Source organism: Virgisporangium aurantiacum (assembly GCF_016863635.1).
GTDB classification, from domain to species: domain Bacteria; phylum Actinomycetota; class Actinomycetes; order Mycobacteriales; family Micromonosporaceae; genus Virgisporangium; species Virgisporangium aurantiacum.
The window spans coordinates 269,097-289,328 of record NZ_BOPG01000024.1; the positions used below are offsets into that span (position 1 = coordinate 269,097).

Annotated in this window: 22 protein-coding genes and 1 pseudogene; 12 read left to right on the plus strand and 11 right to left on the minus strand. The window is 73.8% G+C overall.

Features of this window, described 5'->3' with window-relative positions; genetic code table 11:
- Positions 1-9: 9 nt before the first annotated feature.
- A complete protein-coding gene (locus Vau01_RS19670; protein ID WP_203994788.1) occupies positions 10-384 on the minus strand; it encodes a hypothetical protein in 375 nt (124 codons plus the stop codon).
- A gap of 158 nt (positions 385-542) precedes the next feature.
- Here Vau01_RS19670 and Vau01_RS19675 point away from each other — a divergent pair, with 158 nt between their 5' ends.
- Together Vau01_RS19675 and Vau01_RS19680 are read left to right on the plus strand one after the other, a co-directional pair.
- Entirely contained in the window at positions 543-1,739 is a 1,197-nt protein-coding gene (locus Vau01_RS19675; RefSeq protein WP_203994790.1) for a BTAD domain-containing putative transcriptional regulator, read from the plus strand.
- Between the two features lie 70 nt (positions 1,740-1,809).
- Positions 1,810-2,187, plus strand: coding sequence for a VOC family protein (locus Vau01_RS19680; protein WP_203994792.1), 378 nt, complete (start codon positions 1,810-1,812; stop codon positions 2,185-2,187).
- A gap of 3 nt (positions 2,188-2,190) precedes the next feature.
- Here Vau01_RS19680 and Vau01_RS19685 read toward each other — a convergent pair whose 3' ends face one another.
- Positions 2,191-2,994: a methyltransferase domain-containing protein gene (locus Vau01_RS19685; RefSeq protein WP_203994794.1), complete on the minus strand. Its 804-nt coding sequence runs from the start codon at positions 2,992-2,994 to the stop codon at positions 2,191-2,193.
- Positions 2,995-3,066: 72 nt separating this feature from the next.
- Here Vau01_RS19685 and Vau01_RS19690 point away from each other — a divergent pair, with 72 nt between their 5' ends.
- Positions 3,067-4,113, plus strand: a complete 1,047-nt coding sequence (locus tag Vau01_RS19690) for a M20/M25/M40 family metallo-hydrolase (protein ID WP_203994796.1) — start codon at positions 3,067-3,069, stop codon at positions 4,111-4,113.
- Here Vau01_RS19690 and Vau01_RS19695 read toward each other — a convergent pair.
- Positions 4,104-4,502, minus strand: a complete 399-nt coding sequence (locus tag Vau01_RS19695) for a VOC family protein (protein ID WP_203994798.1) — start codon at positions 4,500-4,502, stop codon at positions 4,104-4,106. The two genes, Vau01_RS19690 and Vau01_RS19695, sit on opposite strands and share 10 nt — an antisense overlap.
- 80 nt (positions 4,503-4,582) lie before the next feature.
- Here Vau01_RS19695 and Vau01_RS19700 point away from each other — a divergent pair, with 80 nt between their 5' ends.
- Positions 4,583-7,132: an ATP-binding protein gene (locus Vau01_RS19700; RefSeq protein WP_203994800.1), complete on the plus strand. Its 2,550-nt coding sequence runs from the start codon at positions 4,583-4,585 to the stop codon at positions 7,130-7,132.
- 19 nt (positions 7,133-7,151) lie between these two features.
- On the opposite strand, the gene Vau01_RS19705 is transcribed toward Vau01_RS19700, so the two are convergent.
- A complete protein-coding gene (locus tag Vau01_RS19705; protein WP_203994801.1) occupies positions 7,152-8,381 on the minus strand; it encodes an alpha-amylase family glycosyl hydrolase in 1,230 nt (409 codons plus the stop codon).
- Positions 8,382-8,427: 46 nt separating this feature from the next.
- Between Vau01_RS19705 and Vau01_RS19710 the strand changes: the two genes are divergently transcribed.
- From Vau01_RS19710 to Vau01_RS19720, 3 genes and pseudogenes are all read left to right on the plus strand, one after another.
- Positions 8,428-8,871, plus strand: a complete 444-nt coding sequence (locus tag Vau01_RS19710; protein ID WP_203994806.1) for a hypothetical protein — start codon at positions 8,428-8,430, stop codon at positions 8,869-8,871.
- 54 nt (positions 8,872-8,925) lie between these two features.
- Entirely contained in the window at positions 8,926-9,360 is a 435-nt protein-coding gene (locus Vau01_RS19715) for a carboxymuconolactone decarboxylase family protein (protein ID WP_203994808.1), read from the plus strand.
- Positions 9,357-10,115, plus strand: a pseudogene (locus Vau01_RS19720) (sigma-70 family RNA polymerase sigma factor); the annotation flags it as partial. The gene Vau01_RS19715 and the pseudogene Vau01_RS19720, both read left to right, overlap by 4 nt.
- On the opposite strand, the gene Vau01_RS65685 reads toward Vau01_RS19720, so the two are convergent.
- Both Vau01_RS65685 and Vau01_RS19725 read right to left on the minus strand, forming a co-directional pair.
- Complete coding sequence (locus tag Vau01_RS65685; RefSeq protein ID WP_444546033.1) at positions 10,044-10,397, minus strand: CBU_0592 family membrane protein; 354 nt, start codon at positions 10,395-10,397, stop codon at positions 10,044-10,046. The pseudogene Vau01_RS19720 and the gene Vau01_RS65685 sit on opposite strands and share 72 nt — an antisense overlap.
- A complete protein-coding gene (locus Vau01_RS19725) occupies positions 10,394-11,296 on the minus strand; it encodes a cyclase family protein (protein WP_203994812.1) in 903 nt (300 codons plus the stop codon). The genes Vau01_RS65685 and Vau01_RS19725 overlap by 4 nt, the downstream gene beginning before the upstream one ends.
- A gap of 71 nt (positions 11,297-11,367) precedes the next feature.
- Between Vau01_RS19725 and Vau01_RS19730 the strand changes: the two genes are divergently transcribed.
- The 4 genes from Vau01_RS19730 to Vau01_RS19745 are packed head-to-tail and all read left to right on the plus strand — an operon-like array spanning position 11,368 to position 14,855.
- The gene (locus Vau01_RS19730; protein WP_203994814.1) at positions 11,368-12,279 is read left to right on the plus strand and encodes a LysR family transcriptional regulator; all 912 of its coding nucleotides are present in this window, start codon (positions 11,368-11,370) and stop codon (positions 12,277-12,279) included.
- Positions 12,276-13,205 (plus strand): ornithine cyclodeaminase family protein, encoded by a 930-nt coding sequence (locus Vau01_RS19735; RefSeq protein ID WP_239151712.1) that lies wholly within the window; start codon positions 12,276-12,278, stop codon positions 13,203-13,205. The genes Vau01_RS19730 and Vau01_RS19735 overlap by 4 nt, the downstream gene beginning before the upstream one ends.
- Positions 13,206-13,242: 37 nt before the next feature.
- On the plus strand, positions 13,243-14,244 hold the full coding sequence (locus tag Vau01_RS19740; protein WP_203994816.1) for a hypothetical protein: 1,002 nt from the start codon (positions 13,243-13,245) through the stop codon (positions 14,242-14,244).
- Positions 14,241-14,855, plus strand: a complete 615-nt coding sequence (locus Vau01_RS19745; RefSeq protein WP_203994817.1) for a nucleoside deaminase — start codon at positions 14,241-14,243, stop codon at positions 14,853-14,855. Before Vau01_RS19740 ends, Vau01_RS19745 begins: the two co-directional genes overlap by 4 nt.
- Before the next feature lie 3 nt (positions 14,856-14,858).
- On the opposite strand, the gene Vau01_RS19750 is transcribed toward Vau01_RS19745, so the two are convergent.
- The 3 genes from Vau01_RS19750 to Vau01_RS19760 all read right to left on the minus strand — a co-directional run bounded on the left by Vau01_RS19750 (position 14,859) and on the right by Vau01_RS19760 (position 17,224).
- The gene (locus tag Vau01_RS19750; protein WP_203994822.1) at positions 14,859-15,662 is read right to left on the minus strand and encodes an MBL fold metallo-hydrolase; all 804 of its coding nucleotides are present in this window, start codon (positions 15,660-15,662) and stop codon (positions 14,859-14,861) included.
- Positions 15,663-15,731: 69 nt separating this feature from the next.
- Complete coding sequence (locus Vau01_RS19755; protein WP_203994825.1) at positions 15,732-16,730, minus strand: LamG domain-containing protein; 999 nt, start codon at positions 16,728-16,730, stop codon at positions 15,732-15,734.
- A 38-nt stretch (positions 16,731-16,768) separates the two neighbouring features.
- Entirely contained in the window at positions 16,769-17,224 is a 456-nt protein-coding gene (locus Vau01_RS19760) for a hypothetical protein (RefSeq protein ID WP_203994827.1), read from the minus strand.
- 29 nt (positions 17,225-17,253) lie between these two features.
- On the opposite strand from Vau01_RS19760, the gene Vau01_RS19765 reads away from it, so the two are divergent.
- Positions 17,254-17,859, plus strand: a complete 606-nt coding sequence (locus Vau01_RS19765; protein WP_203994834.1) for a GNAT family N-acetyltransferase — start codon at positions 17,254-17,256, stop codon at positions 17,857-17,859.
- Here Vau01_RS19765 and Vau01_RS19770 read toward each other — a convergent pair.
- Both Vau01_RS19770 and trpS read right to left on the minus strand, forming a co-directional pair.
- Positions 17,781-19,055 carry an FAD-binding oxidoreductase gene (locus tag Vau01_RS19770; protein WP_203994836.1) on the minus strand — a complete coding sequence of 425 codons (1,275 nt, stop codon included), beginning with the start codon at positions 19,053-19,055 and terminating at the stop codon, positions 17,781-17,783. The genes Vau01_RS19765 and Vau01_RS19770 overlap by 79 nt on opposite strands.
- Before the next feature lie 9 nt (positions 19,056-19,064).
- Positions 19,065-20,108, minus strand: coding sequence for a tryptophan--tRNA ligase (gene trpS / locus Vau01_RS19775; protein WP_203994838.1), 1,044 nt, complete (start codon positions 20,106-20,108; stop codon positions 19,065-19,067).
- Between the last annotated feature and the right edge of the window lie 124 nt (positions 20,109-20,232).

Sequence of the window (20,232 nt, forward strand, 5' to 3'; positions counted from 1 at the left end):
TGTCATCGATCAGGCACAGGGGGTCTGCGCCTGCGGGAGGGTGACGGGACCGGTGGCGGCACTGTAGTAGCCGCGCGCGAAGCGGTAGATGGCGCCCTGGCCCCCGACACCGCACGAGGACGAGCCGAGGAAGTGGAAGATCACGTACGCACCGCCGCCGCAGCTCTTCGTGTAGTCGTAGCTGACGGCCATGGGGGTGAAGCAGTCCGCCTTGACCTGGACGTCGGCCGGGCGGGCCACGGTGGCGGCGTCTGCCGGGGCGGCGCTCGCCGTGCCGGCGCCCAGCGCCAGGAACGCCGACCCCGCCAGGAGCGCGGCTCCGACAGCGCCGACGCGTGTGGCGGTGGCCTTCGAGCGGGACCTCGGTGCGGTGCGGGCGTCCATGCGTACCTCCGTTGTGCTGTCGATCGGGGGGCCTCGGACGCTATTCGCCGGACCTTGCACATTCCTTTCCTTCAGGCGTATCAGCAGAAATGCCCCCATGAGCGGGCGCTTCCGCGTTGCGGCGTGGGGGCTCCGGCGGGCGGTGTTAGGTTGCCGGAATGGGGGGTGACATCCGCCTCAGCGTCCTGGGACCGGTACGGGCGTGGCGCGGCGGCACCCCACTGCCGCTGGGTCGGGTGGGGCAGCGGGCCGTGCTCGGGTTGCTCGCCCTCGCCGGGCAGCGGCCCGTCACGCGGGCGGAACTGGTCGACGCGTTGTGGCCGACCGCGCCGCCGCCGACCGCGGCCAACGTGATCCACACCCACGTCAGGCGGCTGCGGCAGGTGCTGGAGCCGGACCGGCCGGCGCGCGGGGCGAGCACGGTGCTGCCGGCGGTGGGTGACGGGTACGCGTTGCGGCTGCCCGGCGACAGCGTCGACGTCGAGCAGTTCCGGCGCCTCGTCGCCGCCGGCGCGGCGGCCGGCGCGGCTTCCGCGCTGCTGGGCTCGGCGATCGACCTGTGGCAGGGGCCGCCGCTCGCCGACGTGCCGGCGCTCGCCGGGCATCCGGCGGTCGTGATGCTGTTCCGCGAGCGGCAGGTGGCGCGGACCCGGTACGCCGAGGCGATGATCGCGGCCGGCGCCGCGGTCGAGGTGCTGCGGATGCTGGAGCAGTGGGTGGCGGAGAGCCCGTTGGACGAGGGGGCGCACGCCCTGCTGATCCGGGCGCTGCACCGGACCGGCCAGCGGTGGCAGGCCTTCGACGTCTACCGGTCCGTGCGCCGGCGGCTGGTGGACGACCTCGGTGTCGAGCCCGGGCCCGAGCTGGCGGCGGCGCACACCGCGGCGCTGGACGCGGCGGCGCTGGACGCCGACGGCCAGGCGACGATGGTCCCGCCGCACCGGTTCCGCGAATTCGGTGACCGCGTCGACGACGCCGGCGGGGTCGGCGCCGCGTCGCCGTTCTTCATCGTCGACGAGCTTCCGCGGGCGGTGGAGTTCTACCGCGACCGGCTCGGGTTCGAGGTGACCCTGATGGCGCCCGATCCGGAGGCGTTCTTCGCCATCGTGCGGCGCAACGACGCCCAGTTCCTGCTGAAGGTCGTGGGCGTGGGACCGCGACCGAACCGCGACCGCCATCCGTACGCCCGCTGGGACGCCTTCGTCTACGTGCCCGACCCGGACGGGCTCGCCGTCGAGTTCGGCGGCCGGGGCGTCGCGTTCAGCGCGCCGCTCGCCGACACCGACGACGGGCTGCGCGGCTTCGAGGTGGCCGACGCCGACGGCTACCTGCTGTTCTTCGGCCGCCCGCGGTAGGCGGTCCGCGACAGGCGGTCCGCGACATGGCGTCCAGTCGATGTCCAGCCGGCGTCGGGATGCTGGCCCGATGACTTCTGTTTCGCCGTTCTTCATCGTCAGCGACCTGCCGCGCGCACTCGGGTTCTACGCCGACCGGCTCGGATTCGAGGTGACGCTCACCGCGCCCGACCCGGAACCGTTCTTCGCCACCGTCCGGCGCGACGGGGTGCAGTTCCTGCTCAAGGTCGTGGACGACACCGTGCAGCCACTCCCGAACCGGACCCGGCACCCGTACGCCCGGTGGGACGCCTTCGTCACGGTGCCGGACCCCGATTCGCTCGCCGCCGAGTTCGCCGGTCGCGGTGTCGAGTTCACCGCGCCGCTCGCCGACACCGACGACGGGCTGCGCGGCTTCGAGGTGGCCGACGCCGACGGTTACCTGCTGTTCTTCGGCCGGCCCCGATGACCGTCAGGCGCGGGCGAGGATCTCGCCGTTGACCAGCGCGAACCAGCCGTCCCCGTCGGCGGCCCAGGCGCGCCACGCGGCGGAGATCCGGCGCAGGTCGGACTCTGTCGCGGCGCCGGTGGCGAGGACGCTGCGGGCGAGGTCGGAGTGGAGGATCCGGTCGGCCCACAGGCCGCCCCACCACGCGCGGTCGGCCGGGGTCGCGTAGCACCAGACGGTCGCGGTCGGTGTGACGGCCGTGAGGCCGGCCGCGTGGGCCCAGGCGAGCAGGCGACGGCCGGCGTCGGGCTCGCCGCCGTTGGCGTAGGCGGTGCGCCGGTACAGCGTCTTCCACTCGTCCAGTTCCGGCGATTCGGGGTACCAGGTGAAGCTCGCGTAGTCGGCGTCGCGGACCGCGACCACGCCGCCCGGCCGGCAGACCCGGCGCATCTCCCGCAGTGCCCGCACCGGATCGGTGACGTGCTGCAGCACCTGGTGGGCGTGCACCACGTCGAACGTGTCGTCGGGGAAGTCGAGGGCGTGCACGTCGCTCACGGCGAAGTCGACCGTGGTGACCCCGCGCCGGTCGGCCTCGGCCCGCGCCAGGTCGAGTGCGGTGGGCGTCACCTCGACCGCCGTGACCCGGCCGGGCGCCACGCGCGCGGCGAGGTCGAGCGTGATGGTGCCCGGGCCGCAGCCGATGTCGAGCAGCGACTGCCCGGGACGCAGGTGCGGCAGCAGGTAGGCGGCGGAGTTCTCCGCGGTGCGCCACCGGTGCGACCGCAGGACCGACTCGTGGTGGCCGTGGGTGTAGACAGCGTCTGGCATGCTCCGACCGTAGATCGGCGTCCCGAAGTTCGGGAAGAAAATCCCGCTATATGGACCGGCTAGGGTCTCTCCATGTTCGGAGCGGCAGAGCCTCACCTGCGTCCCCTTGCCCCGGAGTTGGCGCGGCGACTGCTCGCGCTCCGCGCGGAGACCGACGAATCGCGGCTCCGGGAGTCGCTGGCGGGCCTGCCGGCGCCGCGGGTCCGCTCGCACCACCCCGACCACATCGTCGCCGTCGACAACGCCCTCCTCGACGCGTTCGGCGCCGCCGGGTTCGCGGCCACGTTCGACCGCTTCCGGGTCCGCGACACGCACGACTGGGTCGACGGCGAGAACTACGGCCCCACCCTGGCCCGGGCCGACCTCCCCGGCGTCAACGTCGTCGCGGTCAAGGAGGGACGGATCCGGGACGCGGTGGTGGTGCTCGCCCACCACGACACCGTCCCCGGCACCGGCGGGGCCGACGACAATGGCAGCGGCGTGGTCGCGCTGATGGAGCTGGCCCGCCTGCTCGGCCCGGTGTCGTTCGAGCGGACCGTGGTGCTGGCCGCCGTCGACCACGAGGAGCTCGGGTTCCTCGGCGCCTACCGCCTGGTCGAGCAGCTGAAGGCCGAGCTCCGCCCGGTCGTCGGCGCGTACGTGTTCGAGATGCTCGCCTACTCGTCGACCGAACCCGGCAGCCAGCAGTTGCCGCCCGGCATCGGTCTCCTCTATCCCGGTCAGGTGAAACGGATCCGCGCGAACGCCGACCGCGCCGACTTCACCGCGGTCCTCTACCGGCGGTCCGGCCGCGCGCTGGCCGTGACATTCGCCGAGGCGCTGGCCCACCTCGCCGGCCCGACCGCGACGGTGCTCCTCCGGACGCCGACAGACCTGCCGGTGCTCGGCCCCGTCCTGGCCCGGACCGTCCCCTTCACGCGCGACTTCGGCCGCAGCGACCACGTCCCGTTCTGGGCGGCGGGCCTGCCGGCGGTGCAGATCACCGACACGGCGAACTTCCGCAACCCGCACTATCACAAGCCGACCGACCTGCCCGCCACCCTCGACCACGGCCGCCTCGCCGACGTCACCGCCGCGACCGCGCTGGCCGTCGAACGGCTGGCCGGCGGTCAGCCGTAGCAGATGAGCTCGACGAGGTTGCCGTCCGGATCCCTGGTGTAGACGCTGTTCCCGGCGCCACGGGCGCCGTCCTGCCCGACCGGCCCGAACTCGATCACCTGGCCGTGGGCCAGCAGATGCCGGTGCGCGGCGTCGACGCCGGCGTCCCAGGCCAGGCAGATGTCGAGCGTGCCGGGCCGCGCCACGGTGGCACGCGGACGCAGGTCGCCGCCGGCCGGGTGGACGTTCATCTTCCAGGACCCGAAGTGCAGCACCGGGTACTCGGCCGCGCCCGCTTCCCAGGCGGCCAGGTCGCGCACCTCGGCACCGAGCACCCGCCGGTACCAGTCGAGCGTGGCGTGGACGTCGCAGGCCACCAACACCAGATGATCGAACCCGATGACCCCCACGAAGATCACCCTATCCACTCGCCGCGCGCCGCAGTCGGGCTGGATCGTAGCGACCCACCTACACCCCGTAACCTTGACTGATGAGGGCGCAGCCGGCGCGGGACTTCTTCATCTCGTACGCGTCGGCGGATCGCCGGTGGGCGGAGTGGATCGCCGTGGAACTCGAGCGGGTGGGCTACAGCACGTTCGTCCAGTCGTTCGATTTTCGTCCGGGCACCGACTTCGTCCACCGGATGCAGCACGCCACCGCAACGTCGGGACGCACGATCGCGGTGCTGTCGCCGGCGTATCTCGGCTCGGCATTCGGCGAGGCGGAGTGGCGGACGGCGTTCGCCAGGGACCCGAGCGGTGAACACGGTCTGCTGCTCCCGGTGCGGATCGAACCGTGCGAGCCGCCCGGGATGCTGGCCACCCGCGTGTACGTCGACCTGGTCGGCGTCACCGAAGCGGTGGCTCGGGAGAAGCTTCTCGCCGCCGTCGACCGGAACCCGTCCCGCCCGACCACAGCCGCGTATCCGGGCGGACATCGGGCGACGGCGGACGGCGACACGGAGCCGGCGCGGTTTCCGGGGCGGCCGAGCCCGGACCGGGGGCGTGCGGTACCGCACGAGCTTCCGTCGGACGTTCCGGACTTCGTCGGGCGGGGCGCGGAGATCCGGACCCTGCTGGCCGCGCTCGGCCCGGGTCGCCGCGGGACCGGTGGCGTGTCGGTCGTCGCCGTGTACGGGCCGCCGGGCGTCGGCAAGACCGCGCTCGCCGTGCATGCCGGGCACCGGCTCGTCGAGGCCTTCCCGGACGGGCAGCTGTACGCGGACCTGCGGGGAAACCTGACGGAGCCGGGTGACCCGGGTGAGGCGCTGGCCGCGTTCCTGCGCGCGTTCGGGCTGCGCGACGGCGACATCGCGGAGTCGCTGGACGAACGGGCGGCCCGGTACCGGTCGCTCCTGCACGGCCGACGGGTGCTGGTGGTACTGGACAACGCGGCCGACGAACGGCAGATCCGTCCGCTGTTGCCGGGCGCTCCCACGGCGGCGGTGCTCATCACCGCACGTGCCGCCCCCGTCGGCATCGACGGTGCGCTGCCGGTGGCGCTCGACCCGCTGCCGCCCGCCGCGGCCGCGCGCCTGCTCCGGCACATCGCCGGCCCGCGCGCGCGTGGGCTGTCCGACCAGGCCCGCCAGATCGTGGAGCACTGCGGGCGGCTGCCGCTCGCGGTGCGGATCGCCGGCGCCCGGCTGCTGGTCGATCCGCACCTGGACGCCCGGTCGTACAGCGAACTGCTGGCCGACGAGTCCCGCCGGCTCGACGAACTCAGCATCGGCGACCGCGCGGTACGGGCCAGCGTCAACGTCAGCTACGCCGCGCTGGAACCGGTGCAGCAGTACGTGTTCCGCCTCCTGGGGTCGATCGGTCCGGTCACGTTCGCACCGTGGCTCGCGACGGCGTTGGCCGGCCTGGACGCGCCGCGGGCGGAGGCGGCACTCCGCGGCCTGGTGCGGGCACAACTGGTGCAGGCGGCCCGGGACGGTCGTTACCGGCTGCACGATCTCGTCCGCCTGTTCGCGGCGGAACGGGCGGCCGAGGCCGGCGACGACGAGCGCCGGGCCGCCGTGCGGCGCGCCGCGGACGCCTGTTGCGGTCTCGTGGAGCGGATCAACGCGAGAGTCCTCCCGGCCGGCGACGGCGGCGTGACCGCGGACGCGAGGACGCCGGAGGACGCGCTCGCGCAGTTCCGGACGGAGCGGGAAACCCTGCTGACGCTCGCTGAGCGGCTCGCCGCACCGGACACCGCCGACGCGGCGTGGCGGCTGGTCGTGCTTCTGCCGGCGCTGCTGCAGATGGTCGGCGACTGGACCGGCTGGCAGCGCGTGACCCGGGCCGTGCTCACGGCGGCGGCCGGGTCCGGCGACGACTACGCGTACGCCCGCGTCCTGCTCGGATGGGCCGCGGTACGACGCGAGAAGGGCGCCCTGGACGAGGCCGCCGACAGCTACCGGCGGGCCCATGACCTCCTCGAGGCGGCCGGTGACACGGATTGGCAGGCGCAGGCGCTGGCGGGTCTCGGAGCCGTGCGCCGGGAGCAGGGTCGCATGGCCGACGCGGCCGCGACCCTGGACGCGGCGATCGCGCTCTTCCGCCGTTGCGGCAACCGGCGGGGCGAGGCGTTGGCGTTGAGCAACCTCGGTACGACCCTGCTGAACCAGGGACAGGACTCCGCTGCCGAGGAGGCCTTCCGGGACAGCCGCGCGACGTTCGAGTCGCTCGGTGACCGACGGTGGGTCGCGTACTGCCTCGGCGATCTCGCCGACCTGTACGGCCGCCGCGGATCCTGGGCCGAGGCCGGTGACCACCAGGAACGCGCGCTGGCGATCCTGCGGGCGTACGACGACCAACTCGGCATCGCCCGCAGTCACGGCCACCTCGCCGAGATACGGCAGGCCGAGGGCCGGTACGACCGGGCGGTCGAGCATGCGCTGGCCGGGTTGAGGATCGTGACCGATCTCGGGGCACCGCTCGAGCGGGCCCGTTCCCTCGAGCGACTCGCCGGGTTGTGCGAGCGCACCGGCGACCCGGAAGGCGCGGCGCGGTACCGGCACGAGTTAACGACCTCGCAGCGCCCGGCGGAGTGACACCGGCCGCCGACCGGCGTCAGCCGAGGATGGTCCAGCCGTGGGCGGGGACGGCCGTCGGGGCGCGGCCATCCGCCGGAGTGTCGGACTCCAGGATCTCCAGGCCGGTCGCGTCGACGGGGAGGTCCGCCGGCGTGTCGCCGATGTTCAGCAGGGTCAGGATGCGGCCGTCCGGGGCGGTGGACGCCAGCGCGGCCGCGGTGTTGGTCAGGTGGACGGGTTCGGTGCGGGCGCGGGTCAGCCACGGGTGGCGGCGGCGCACGCCGATGAGGCGTTGGTGCAGCCGGTAGACCGGCCAGCCGTACGGGGCCAGGCCGGCGGGCGTGGCCGGGAACGCGGGGCGGATCTCGTCGTCGCCGCCGGCGCGGTCCTCCTTGACGCCCTGGAAGGCCTGTTCGTCGCCGTAGTAGACGCTCGGGACGCCGGCCACGGTGAAGAGCACGGCCAGGGCGTGCCCGAGGTGCCGCTCGTCGGCGAGGCGGGTCGCTATGCGGGTCACGTCGTGGTTCCCGAGGAACGTCATCGGGACTCCGTCGGCGAGCACGCCGTTGTTCCGGTCCAGCGCCCACGCGAGCTCGAACAGGTTCCGGTCGTTGAGGCTGCTCCAGGTCGCCTTCCACAGCTCGTACTGGGTGACCGAGTCGAGGCCGCTCTCGCGCAGGTAGGCGCCGTAGTCGCCGTGGATGACCTCGCCGGCCAGCCAGGCGTCCGGGAGCCGGTCGCGGACCTTGCGCCAGAACGCCGGCGGCACCGCGTAGGCGGCGTCGAGGCGCCAGCCCGACGCGCCCCGGTCGAGCCAGTGCCGCATCACGCGGACCACGTGGTCGAGCACCTCGGGCTGGTCGTGGTCGAGGGCGAGCAGGCCGCCGTGGCCCTCGAACACGTCGCGTTCGCCGGTGCCGTTGCGGCGGAACCAGTGGTCGGGCGCGTCGAACCCCTGGCCGACGTGGTTGAAGACGCCGTCGAGCAGCAGGTGCAGGCCACGGCCGCGGGCGGCGGCGACCAGCGCGTCGAAGTCGGCGTCGTCGCCGAGCCGGGGGTCGACGCGGAAATGGTCGACCGTGTCGTAGCCGTGCGTGTGCGACGCGAAGACCGGCCCGAGCTGCAGCCCGGAGACCCCGAGCTCGACGGCGTAGTCGAGCCAGTCGACCAGCTGCCCGAGGCGGTGGCCGGGCCCGGCGTGCAGCGCCCCGGTGAATCCCAGCGGGTAGACGTGCCACCAGATCGCGTGCTCCGCCCAACCGCTCATGCCAATACCCTAGATCGGTCGCGTACACAGATGATTGGGGCCTTCGATGGCACGGGTCGAGTTCAACGTCAAGAGCGGTTCGGTTCCACCGGAGCGGTTCATCGCGGCGCTCACCGACTTCTCGCCGAAGCGGGCCGAACTGTGGCCCAACATCGACGAGCAGCACCTGAAGGTGCACGAGGTCGGCACCGACTCGGCCGACGTCACGGAGGGCTCGTCGCTGGCCGGTGGCGTGTGGGAGCGGAACCGGTACGACTGGTCCACGCCCGGCACCGTGCGGGTGGAGACCACCGAGTCGAACACGTGGCAGCCGGGCAGCTCGTGGCTGTACACGGTGAAGCCCGACGGCGCGGGCAGCGACATCCACGTCGTCGTCGAGCGGCGACCGGCGAGTTTCAAGGGTCGGCTGATCGCGGCGCTGCTGGTGGTCGGCGGGAGCGGGCCGCTGCGCAAGGCGACCGAGAAGGTCGTGAAGAAGCTCGAGGAGTGACCGGCGTCACCCCGGGCATTGTCACGGGGCCGGTCGCCCGGCCGTCGTGCCGGCATGACCCGTCGATTCGCGATCAACAGATTTCCGGACGCCTACCGGGCGCTCACCGGCGTGGAGACCTACGCCCGCGACCATGTCGACAAGCAGGTGCTGCACCTGCTCAAGCTGCGCGCCTCGATGATCAACGGCTGCGCGTTCTGCCTCGACATGCACACCCGCGAGGCCCTCGCCGACGGGGAGGACGTCCGGCGGCTGATGGCGCTCGGCGCCTGGCGGGAGGCGCCGTTCTTCGACGCGGGGGAGCGGGCGGCGCTCGCGCTGACCGACGAGGTCACCCGCCTCGGCGAGCACGGCGTATCCGACGGGACGTGGGCCGGCGCGGTCGAGCACTGGGGTGAGGAGGGCGCCGTCAACCTCGTGGTGGCGATCGGGATGATCAACCTGTGGAACCGGATCGCGGTGACCGCCAGGGCACAACCGCCGGTGTGACGGAGGCGTTCCTCGCCCACCGGCCGTTCCTGCGCGCCCTCGCGTACCGGCTGCTCGGCAGCTGGCACGACGCCGAGGACGTGCTGCAGGACGCGTTCGTGCGCTGGTCCCGCGCCGACCGGACCGACGTCGACGAGCCGCGCCGCTACCTGACCCGGGTGGTGACGCGGCTCGCCGTCGACCGGTTGCGCGCGCGGGCCCGGGAGGCGTACGTCGGCCCGTGGCTGCCGGAACCGGTGGCCACCGACCCGTCCCCGTTCGGCACGGTCGACACGTCCGACCTGTCGATCGCGGTGCTGCACCTGATGGAGCGGCTGACCCCGCCGCAGCGGGCGGTGTACGTCCTGCGCACCGCGTTCGGCGTCGACTACCCGGAGATCGCCCGGATCGTCGGCCGGCCGCCGGAGCACTGCCGCCAGCTCCACCACCGGGCCGCCGAGGCGCTGTCGGGCCACCCACGCTTCTCCGCCGACCGGGCCGAGACGTCGCGCCTCGTCGACGCGTTCGCCGCCGCCGCGCGCCGGGGCGACCTGTCGGCGCTGGAACGCCTGCTGCACACCGACGTGGAGGCGTGGAGCGACGGCGGCGGCCGGGTGCGGGCGGCGCTGCGTCCGGTGCTCGGCGTGCGCAAGGTGGCGCGCCTGTTCGCCGCCGTCTACCGGAGGCCGCGGGCGTTCACCGCGTCACCGGTCGAGGTCAACGGCCAGCCCGGCCTGGTCGTCGGGTACGTGACCCGGACCCACGTGCTGACCGTCGCGGTCACCGACGGGCTGATCAGCCGGGTCTACCTCGTCGCCGACCCGGTGAAGCTGCGACCGTTCCTTACGCAGCGCCACCAGCCCGATCAGCAGCCAGATCAGGTTGAGGCAGGCCGACGGCCAGGCACCGTGCGCGACCGCGTTGACCGCCAGCCCGACCGCGCCGGCGAGGTTCAGGAGCTGATAGGTGACGCCCGCGCCGATCCGCTTCGCGGACAGCAGCCCGTAGGCCAGCAGCAGGGTGCCCGCGCCCACCCAGCCGATGATCTCGACGATCACGGCAGCAGCGCGTAGGCACGCACCGGGAACGTGCCGAAACCGGCCACCCGCGGGGGAGCGGTGTGCAGGCGCGCGCCGGTGGCCGGCAACCGGTCGAGACCCGTGAGGTGCTCCAGCACGGGCACGCCCGCCGCGAGCAGGATCGAGTGCGCCGGCCGCTCGCGACCGTCGGCGTTGTCGATGTTCACGCTGTCGATGCCGACCAGCCGGGCGCCGCGTTCGACCAGGGCGGTCGCGCCCTCGGCGGTGAGGTACGGCGCGTCCGGTCCGTAGGCGTCGGTGCCCCAGTTCCGGTCCCAGCCGGTGTGCAGCAGCACCGCGGCGCCGGCCACGTCGTACGGCGCGACCGCGTTCGCCCCGATCCCGCGTTCGCCGCTGCCGGTCAGCCGCACGACCACCGTCGCCAGGTCGGCGACCGCGTCCAGCGGCAGGCCGGCCAGGTCGACGCCGTCGGGGTACCGGTGGAACGGGCTGTCCAGGTACGTGCCGGTGTTGCCGACCATGCTGATCCGGTCGATCGTGAACTCCGTGCCGGGCGCGTAGTGGTCGCGGGACGCCGCGCGGGTCAGGTGCGGCGTGATCTCGGGGCCGGGCAGGCCGGGGTAGGTCGTCATGCCGGCGGTGATCACGTGGCTGAGCTCCACGAGCCGGTCACCGCGGTCGGTGGGTTTCGGGGGGACCGTGTTCCGCGGGCCGCGGTGCGGTTCGGCGACCACGTGGACGTCGCTCAGCCGGACCTCGCCGACCATCAGCAGGCCGAGGTGACGGACGAACAGGTCGGCGAGCGTGTCGGCGTCGACGTCGGCACCGGGGACGTCGAGCTTGAAGCCCTGCGCCTGCAGGCCGCCGCCGTTGAGGAAGGTCACGTCGGCGTCGAACGACGCCCGGTACTCGGTCATGCATGAATCGTCGCGCACTCACGCGTTCAGTACCAGCGAATGATTCTTCACACGGCATGTAGCGTAACTGAATGCGAATCGACCCGCGCCGGCTCGTCGTCCTGCGCGCGGTGGCCGACGCGGGCGGGGTGCTGGCCGCCGCGTCCGTGCTGCACCTGACGCCGTCGGCGGTCTCCCAGCACATCGCCCGGCTGGAGGCCGAGACCGGCGTGACCCTGCTCGACCGGTCCCGCCTGGGCGGCCGGCGGTCGGTCGGGCTCACCGCCGCCGGCCGGCTGCTGGCCCGCCACGCCGCCCGGCTCACCGATGTGCTCGCCGCCGCCGAGCACGACCTGGCCGCGCTCACCGGCCAGGTCAGCGGGCCCGTCGTGGTGGGCGCGTTCCCGACCGCGGTGCGGCACATCGTCGCCCCGGCCGCCGTCGCGCTGGCGACGACCGCGCCCGGCCTCACCGTCCACATCAGACAGACCGAGCCCGGACCGGGCCGCGCGGTTCTGCGCTCCGGCGGCCTCGACCTGCTCATCACCGAGACCGACGCGGCCGACCCGCACGCCGACCTGCGCGGCCTGACCGCGACCCGGCTCTTCGACGACCCGTACCGCGTGGTCGTCCCGGCCGACTGGGGACCGGTGGCGGGCCTCGACGCGCTGTTCGGCCGCCCCTGGGTCGACGGCCCGCCCGACTCGGCCGCGCGGCGCGTCCTCGACCGGGTCGCCGCCGACCACGACGTCGTGCTCGACCGCCCGCACGAGTGCCTGGAGTTCCCGGCCGTGCTCGCCGTCGTCGCGGCCGGGCTGGCGGCCGGGATCGTGCCCGCGCTGGCCCTCCCGGCGGAGGTGCCCGGCGTGCGCGTCGTCGACGGCCCACCGGTCGGTGCCCGCCGCCTCGACCTGGTCCACCGCCGCGGCCGCCACGAACCCGGCGCGGCCGCATTGCTGGTGACCGGCGAACTCCTCGCCCGTGGTGCGACAATCCTGCGGTGAATGCGCCGCGGATCGTCGACGCCGAGGGGGTCTTCGCGGCCTGTGGACCGGCCGCGGCCGTCTGGGCCGTCACCGCGGCGTTGCGGACCGGGTTCGACCCGGCCACCGACCTGCCGCGCCACGGGGTGCCGGTGGGTTCCGGGCAGCTGCTGCTGATGCCGTCCGACGGCGCGGCGCACGTGGGCGTCAAGGTGGTGACGATGGCGCCGGACAACCCGGCGCGCGGGCTGCCCCGGGTGCAGGCGTCGTACCTGATGTTCGACGCCCGCTCGCTCGGCCTGGTCGCGGTGCTCGACGGCACGGCGTTGACGACGTTGCGCACGCCTGCCGTCTCGGTGGCGGCGGTCGCGCACCGGTTGACCGGGCCCGGACCGGTGTCGGTGGTCGTGTTCGGGGCCGGGCCGCAGGCACACGGTCACGTCGAGACGCTCGCCGCGGTGCTGGCGCCGCGTGCTCTCCGCGTCACCGTGATAGCGCGTGACCCGGCACGCGCGGTACCGCCCGGCGGTGCCGCGGTGGTCGCGGCCGGGGACCCGGCGGCAAGCGACGCCCTCCGCGCGGCCGACGTGGTCGTGTGCGCGACCTCCGCGCGGACGCCGCTGTTCGACGCCGACCTGATCGCCGACGCGGCGGTGGTGATCGCGGTCGGCTCGCACGAACCCGACGCCCGCGAACTGCCCGCCGCGCTGTGCGCCCGGGCGACCGTGGTGGTCGAGGACGTGGCCACCGCGCTGCGCGAGGCCGGCGACGTGTGCCTCGCCATCGGGGAGAACGCCCTGCGCCCGGCCGACCTGGTGCCGATGCGCGACGTGGTGACCGGCCGCACCGTGCCCGCCCTGGACCGGCCGCTGGTGTTCAAGAGCGTCGGCATGTCGTGGGAGGACCTGGTGGTGGCCGAGGCCGTCCTCCGGCGAATTCCGCCGTAGCTTGTCCACCGTCCCCGCCCTGCGGGAGGCTTCCACCATGCGCCCGGCGATCCCCGTGCTCGTGCTGCTCCTCCTGGCCGGCTGCGCCGGAACCGGGACCGGGTCCGACGCCGGCGAACCGGTCGTGCCTGTGCCGACGGGCGTCGCCGAGGTGAACGACGCCTGGACGTCGTGCGCCGCGGTGGGTGCACCGATCCCCGACGAAGGGCGGGTGGCGCCGACCCGGCGTCCCCGGCTGGGCGCCGACTTCCACGCGACGTCCGTGGTCGTGTGCGACCAGATCTCGGAGAAGCGGGCCGACGGCGGCATGGACCTCGTGAACATCGAGGGACGAGCGACCGCCAAAAACGGCGTGGCCGCGCTCGTCGACGCCGTGCGGCTGCCGAACGCCCCGCCTCCGAAGGAGGAGAACTACGGGTGCGCCCTGGACGGGCCGGCCGTGACCTGGTTCGCCCTCGTCGACGATGTCGGGCGGTGGGTCCGGCCGGGACTGCCGGCCGACGCCTGCGGCGGGGTCCGTCACGAGGTGGCGAACGCGGTCGGGAAATTGACGGTGCGGCGGGTCTCCACGGTTCCGGTCCGCGAGCTCGTGTCGGCGGCGGCCGGCGCGACCGGCTGCGTCCAGGAGTGGGCGGACATGGTGTGGGTCACCGGTCAGGAGCAGCGGCAGAACCCGCCGCCGGCCGTCCGGGAGAACCCGCTGGCGGCGGCGCCGCGGGTGCGCGTCTGCGTGTACGGCGTCCCGACGAGCGAGCAGGGCGGCGCGAAACCGGTCGGTCGGTTCGAGCGCGGCGGCGTGCTGCCCCAGGAGCGCCGCACCGTTCTGACCGCGGCGGTCACGGCGACGATCGCGGCGCCGTCCTGCGCCACGCCGGCAAGCCGGTTCGCGGTCGCCCATCCGGCCGACGGCACCGCCGGCGCGATCTACGTCGAACTCGACGGGTGCCGGCGGGTCCTGGTGGAGCCTGCCGGCGGCGGAGGCGGAGCGTGGCTCGGCACGGCCGACGCCACGCTGATCGCGCTGGTGGGGAACCCGTGACGTCGGCCTGGGAAAGCCTCGAACCGCCGTGGCGCGAGTGCTTCCTGCTCGCCTGGGAATCGTTCGGGGCCGGCAGCATCCCCGTCGGCGCCGTGCTTCTCGACGGAGCCGGCACCACGGTCTCCCGCGGCCGCAACCGCCGCAACGAACGGTCCGGCCCGGCCGGGCAGCTCCGCGCGAGCGGCCTCGCCCACGCCGAGATCAACGCCCTGGTGACGCTGCCGCCCGCCGACTACAGCGACCACGTCATGTACACCACGCTCGAACCGTGCCTGCTGTGTACGGCGGCGCTGCGGCAGTGCCACGTCGGCACGGTCCGGTTCGCCGGCCCGGACCCGATGTTCGCGGGCGTCGACCGGATCCCCGACCTCGACCCGTTCCTCGCCCGCCGGTGGACGCGCCGGGACGGACCGCTCGGCGGACCCTTCGGACGCCTGGCGGTGGTGCTCCACCTGGTGTGGGCGGTGGAGAACGGCGCACAGTCCCTTGTGGACGGTCACGCCGACACGATGCCGGACGAGCTGCGCGCCGCCCGGAACCTGGCCGGCGCCCCGGCGGACCGCCTCCGTAGGCTGCCCCTCCCGGAAGCGCTGCCCACCCTCCTCGGGTGACGGCTATCCCGCGAGTTCCGCCGCCACCGCGTCGGCGCCGAGGGCGATCATCCACGACAGCGGCGCGTCGGGGAGGAACGCCGTCATCACGTCGGTGAGCTCCGCCTTCTGCCCGTCCGTCAGCGCCGGTGCCCCGGCCGCGAGCCGCCGGACGACCTCGCGGTACATCATGAGGTAGCGCCGCTGGTCGGCCAGCATGCGCACGTCGCCGGGCGCGCCGTGGCCGGGCCGCAGCGTGTGCCCGGCGAGCCGGTCGGCGAGGCCGTCGAGCGCCGCCAGCCAGGCGCCGGTGTGACCGTCGGCGGTGTACGGGTGGGTGCCGTGGAACGCCAGGTCGCCGATGAACGCCGTGTCGCCGAGCGTCAGGTAGGAGTCGGCGTGGCTTTCGGCGGCGCCGACCGCGTGCAGCGTGAACCGCAGGCCGCCGAGGTCGACGCTCTCGCCGTCGGTCAGAAGCGAGTCGGGGACGCGGTGGGTGGCCGGCCATTCCGCGCCGTACACCGGTTGCCACTGCTCGCGTTTGGCGTCGGCGATGGCGGCGATCGTGTCGGCGACGTCCTTGGCCGCGAACACCGGCACGTCGTCGGCGGCGAGCGTGGGCAGGCCGTTGAAGTGGTCCGGGTGCGCGTGCGTCACGAAGACGCCGAGCAGCGGCTTGCGCAGCGCCGTGAGCCGCGCGTCGAGCGCGTCGATGTCGGACTGCAGCAGGTTCGCGTCGACGAGCACGACCCCGTCGTCCGCCTCGACGAGGTAGCTGTTGACGAGCAGCCCGGCCTCGGCGGCGGTGTAGGTGTGGATGCGGTGCATGGATCCGACGCTAGGCGGCGCGATCGCGGCCGGACAGAAGGCACTTCGCGGTGCCCTTTCGACGGTCGGTCAGTTCAGTCGCAGGACGCGGTAGGTGGCCACTTCGAGCTGATACTCCGCGGAGATCAGCCCGGTGAGCCCGCCGGTCAGGTGCCGGTTGTCGGTGACCGTCTTGAGTTTGGCGCCGTCCACGAGGAAGGTCACGACGTTGCCGTCGACCTCGAGGCGGTAGGTGTGCCACTCGCTCTCCGGGGCGAACGGCTCACCGTACTCGAGGATGTTGTCGTCGTTCTCGCTGATCAACGTCGCGCCGTCCCACCGGACCACCCCGGCGTACCCACCGCCGCCGGTGCCGCGCCGGGCCGCCAGTCCGAAGACCCGGCAGCAGCCGCCGCCGCGGACAACCCGGATCTTCGCCTCGATCGCGTAGTCGGCGAGCTGTTCGGTGTCGTAGGGGGCGAGAAGCGGTTTGAGGCTGCCGCTCGTGCCGTCGTTGACCAGGACGCCGCGAAGCACCTTCCAGGACGGGTGGCCGACCCAGCCGCCGAGCCCCGACGACCAGTCCGCGGCGTAGAGGACCGTGGCGGTCCCGCCCGGGTCCGCCGCCGTGGTGGTGTCGACGGTCAGATCGAGCGCGCCGGCGTTGTCGCCGAGGCAACGGTCGTCGTCGTGGATCCGGAACGCCACGTCACCCGCGGCGGGCGCGGTCAGGGCGGTGTCCGTGGGCACCACGAAGGGCGGGCCGTCGCCGATGCGGGCCAGCAGGCGTCCGTAGGGTTGGTCGGTGAGGATCTTGCAGCCCTGGTAGATCTGCCGGTCGACCTCGGGCGTGTACCCGGCGGGTCCGACCCGGGGAAGGCCGGGGGATCCGACCGTCCAGTCGCCCGACCGGTGACCCACCCGGAACGTCTGTCCGGTGTCGACCCGGATGCCGGTCGGCTGCCACCCGGTCTCCGATCGCACCGTGACGCCGGTGGGGGCCGCCCCGGCCGGCCCGGCCACGGCCAGGAACGATGCCGCGACGACGGCGATCTGGGCGACCGTTCCGAGGGCTTTGTCATGCGTCAACGGTAGGCTCGTGCCCGCCCGGGGATACCCGGAATCGATCACCTGGCCGCCGGGGGCACCCAGGCCCGCGGGCCGGGCGGGTCGTCGTCGAACTCCTCCTCGGTCAGCCCGGTCGCGAACGGGAACAGGCGGAGTTCGTAGCGGCGCCCCTCGTGCGGTTCCGCCGCGGCAAGATCTTCGAGGACGTCGAGCAGGCGGCGCCGGTGCGCGGCCGGCAGTTCGTCGAGGTCGGAGACGACGCTCTCCAGCACCTTCACCACCACGTGGGAGTCGACCTCGTCCTCGTCGCACGTGTCGAGCCACCACGCGAGGTCCACGACGACGCCGGCCATCGCCGTCACCGACGCCGGATCCGGCTCGCCGACCGCGTGCCGGAAGGCCGCCACGGCGGCCGGGTCGACCTGGTCGGCCAGGTACCAGTCGAGCCACTCGAGGACGCCGGTGTGGATGCCGTGGAGCACGCCGGCCAGCGCGGCGTCGTCATCGACGGTCATGCCCGCCGACGGTACCGGACAATCAGGGGGTGTCGACCACCATCGCCGGCCTCGCCGCCGACCCCGAACCGTTGACGCGGCGGTTGACCGTCGCCGGTACCGCCTTCACGTTCCGGGCGTTGGTCGCCGGTGACGCCGCTGCGATGGCGGCGTTCCTCGCCGGTCTCGGCGACCCCGCCCGCGGGTTCTGGCACGGCGACGCCGATCCGCACGCGCAGGCGGCCGAGTGGACCGACGCGATCGGGCGGTACGACAAGCTGCGACTCGTCGTGCACGAGCCCGACAGGCCCGACCGCCTCGACGGCATGGTCGACCTCAGCTTCTCGCTGCCCGACGGGTACGAGATCACCCGGTACGCGCGCCACGGCATCGCGCTGGACCCGGACCGCACCGTCCGGTTCGGACCGTGCGTCGCCGACGCCCGCCGGGGCGGCGGTCTCGCGGCCGCGCTGCTCCCGCCGACGTGGGACGTCGTGCGCATGCTCGGCTGCCACCGGGTCGTGCTGTACGGGGGAGTGCATGCGGAAAACGGTCGGGCGCAACGGTTCTACCGCCGTCACGGGTTCGTCGACGTCGGCCCGTTCGTCGACGACACCGGGACCGACGGCATCGACATGATGCTCGACCTCGCGTGAGCCGGCGCCGGAGCGAACACCCCCGCCGGATCGTGCCGCGCGCGGATGCGCCGCAGCCGGTCGGTGTTGCCGAGGTGATAGCTCTCCGGCGGCAGCCCCGGCTCGGGAAAGTTCGGGTACGCCCCGCCGGTGCCGTGCGGATGCGTGATGGCGTACGACTCGTCGAGCCACCCACCGGGACGGTCCGCGGGCGCGACGGTGGCCGTCTGCTTGAGCAGGAACCGGGCGTCGCGGTGCGGGAACGCGGTCGCGTCGGCGGGGACGCGGTTGTAGGCACCGCCCCACGGTGAGAAGTCGAGTTCGCGCTCCTCGCCGGGTACCCGGTCGGCGGTCAGCCGCCCGATCAGGTCGGCCGCGGGCACCGTCGACCGGAAGAACTCCGAGTGCAGGTAGGCGAAGCGGGTGTCGGGGGAGTCGTCGCCGGCGAGCCGGCGCTTCGTGTCGCGGTGGGTGCCGTGCTCACGTGCGTCCGACATGGTCGTGCCGCCGATCAGGGTGACGAGGCCCGAGACGGCCGCGGGCGAGGGCGCCGCGCCGAAGACCGCGACCACGAGTGGCCGGGCCGGGTCCGCCGGAGCGGTGACGACCAGGCTCGGCGCGAACGCCTCGTCGAGGCCGGGCACCGCCTGCTGCCACGATTCGAGGACGTCGACGGCCGCGTCCGCCGGGAAGGTGAGGCGGAACGCGGTGGAGTCCGGTGCCGGGACGGTGCGGAACGTCAGCGACGTGACGACGCCCGGCGCCCCGCCCCCGCGCAGCATCCACAGCAGCTCGTCGTCGGCCTCCGTGACGCGGCCGTCGGCGAGCACGAGCGTGGCGGCGAGGAGGCTGTCGCAGGTGAGCCCGTGGCGGCGGCCGAGGATGCCGAGCCCGCCACCGAGCGTCAGCCCCGCGATGCCGACGGTCGGGCCGCAGCCGGCCGGGATGGTCCGCCCGTGCGCGGCCAGCGTGTCGTAGACCTCGGCGAGGCGGGTGCCGGCACCGACGACGGCCCGGTCGCCGTCGACCTCCACGCCCGCCATCGGGCCGACGTCGAGCACCAGGCCGGTGGTGCTGGACCGGCCCGCGAAGCAGTGCCCGCCGCCGCGCACGGCGACCGGCAGATCGTTGTCGCGGAGCGCGGCGACGACGTCGGCGGGCGTGGCGCAGGGGCGGACGGCGGCGGCCCGGATGCCGGCGAAACGCGGAAGGACCATCGAACCACCCTAGTAGTCGGTGCCCATCGCGGTTCTCACCTCGGCCAGGGTCGCGTCGCCGATCGCGTTGGCCGTCGCGTTCCCCGTGCGCAGCACGGAAAGCACGTAGCCTTCGTCGGCGGCGAGTTCCGCGCGCCGTCGCCGGTGCTCCGCGAGGAAGCCGTTGACCGCTTCGGTCGTGAGCTGCTTGAGCCGGCCCGCACCCGCGTCGCCGATCTGGTCGGCGAGCGCCTCCGGCGTCGTCCCCGAACACACCGCCGCGGTCGTGAGCAGCGCCGAGACGCCGGGCCGCGTGGCCGGGTCGAACGTGATGCGGCGGTCGGTGTCGGTGCGGGCCTTGCGGATCGCGGCCGCGGTCTCGTCGGCGGTCATGCCGAGGGCGATCGTGTTCCCGTAGCTCTTCGACATCTTGCGGCCGTCGAGGCCGGGCAGTTCGGGGACGGCCGTGAGCAGCACCTCGGGCACCGGAAACACCGGCGCGTACCGCTCGTTGAACCGCCGCGCGATGACGCGGGTCTGCTCGACGTGCGGCGCGTTGTCCTTGCCGACCGGCACCAGGTTGCCCTTGCAGAACAGGATGTCGGCGGCCTGGTGCACCGGATACGTGAGCAGCAGCCCCGACAACGCCCGGTGGGAGTCGGCCAGTTCGGCCTTCACCGTCGGGTTCCGGTGCAGTTCGGCCTCGGTCACCAGGCTGAGGAACGGCAGCACCAGCTGGTTGAGCGAGGGCACGGCGGAGTGGGTGAAAATGGTGGTCCGGGCCGGGTCGATGCCGGCGGCGAGATAATCGGTGACCGCGTTGAGCACGTGCCTCCGCACGTCCCCGATCGAGTCGCGGTCGGTGATCACCTGGTAGTCGGCGACGATCACGAACGTCTCGACGCCGGTGTTCTGCAACCGGACCCGCTCCAGGATCGAGCCGAACAGGTGACCCAGGTGCAGCGCGCCGGTGGGCCGGTCGCCCGTGAGCACCCGGTAGTTCTGCGGTTCGGCTTCGAGCCGGTCGGCCAGCACGGCGGAGCGCTCGATCGTGGCGGTGAAGGTGTCGGTCATGGTGGGCTCCCTGTCGCTTTCGGGCTTGGGAGGCCGCACGGCTGCACCGGTGGTTTCGTCAGGGCTGCCATGCAGCCCCGGAACATGCGTCGCGAACGGCTGCTAGTGCAGCCGCCACCAGGAG

Excerpts from the sequence above, each read along its gene's own strand:
- Vau01_RS19670 (WP_203994788.1), bottom strand. The coding sequence starts at position 384 with ATGGACGCCCGCACCGCACCGAGGTCCCGCTCGAAGGCCACCGCCACA.
- Vau01_RS19675 (WP_203994790.1), top strand. The coding sequence starts at position 543 with ATGGGGGGTGACATCCGCCTCAGCGTCCTGGGACCGGTACGGGCGTGG.
- Vau01_RS19680 (WP_203994792.1), top strand. The coding sequence starts at position 1,810 with ATGACTTCTGTTTCGCCGTTCTTCATCGTCAGCGACCTGCCGCGCGCA.
- Vau01_RS19685 (WP_203994794.1), bottom strand. The coding sequence starts at position 2,994 with ATGCCAGACGCTGTCTACACCCACGGCCACCACGAGTCGGTCCTGCGG.
- Vau01_RS19690 (WP_203994796.1), top strand. The coding sequence starts at position 3,067 with ATGTTCGGAGCGGCAGAGCCTCACCTGCGTCCCCTTGCCCCGGAGTTG.
- Vau01_RS19700 (WP_203994800.1), top strand. The coding sequence starts at position 4,583 with ATGAGGGCGCAGCCGGCGCGGGACTTCTTCATCTCGTACGCGTCGGCG.
- Vau01_RS19705 (WP_203994801.1), bottom strand. The coding sequence starts at position 8,381 with ATGAGCGGTTGGGCGGAGCACGCGATCTGGTGGCACGTCTACCCGCTG.
- Vau01_RS19710 (WP_203994806.1), top strand. The coding sequence starts at position 8,428 with ATGGCACGGGTCGAGTTCAACGTCAAGAGCGGTTCGGTTCCACCGGAG.
- Vau01_RS19715 (WP_203994808.1), top strand. The coding sequence starts at position 8,926 with ATGACCCGTCGATTCGCGATCAACAGATTTCCGGACGCCTACCGGGCG.
- Vau01_RS19725 (WP_203994812.1), bottom strand. The coding sequence starts at position 11,296 with ATGACCGAGTACCGGGCGTCGTTCGACGCCGACGTGACCTTCCTCAAC.
- Vau01_RS19730 (WP_203994814.1), top strand. The coding sequence starts at position 11,368 with ATGCGAATCGACCCGCGCCGGCTCGTCGTCCTGCGCGCGGTGGCCGAC.
- Vau01_RS19740 (WP_203994816.1), top strand. The coding sequence starts at position 13,243 with ATGCGCCCGGCGATCCCCGTGCTCGTGCTGCTCCTCCTGGCCGGCTGC.
- Vau01_RS19750 (WP_203994822.1), bottom strand. The coding sequence starts at position 15,662 with ATGCACCGCATCCACACCTACACCGCCGCCGAGGCCGGGCTGCTCGTC.
- Vau01_RS19760 (WP_203994827.1), bottom strand. The coding sequence starts at position 17,224 with ATGACCGTCGATGACGACGCCGCGCTGGCCGGCGTGCTCCACGGCATC.
- Vau01_RS19770 (WP_203994836.1), bottom strand. The coding sequence starts at position 19,055 with ATGGTCCTTCCGCGTTTCGCCGGCATCCGGGCCGCCGCCGTCCGCCCC.
- trpS (WP_203994838.1), bottom strand. The coding sequence starts at position 20,108 with ATGACCGACACCTTCACCGCCACGATCGAGCGCTCCGCCGTGCTGGCC.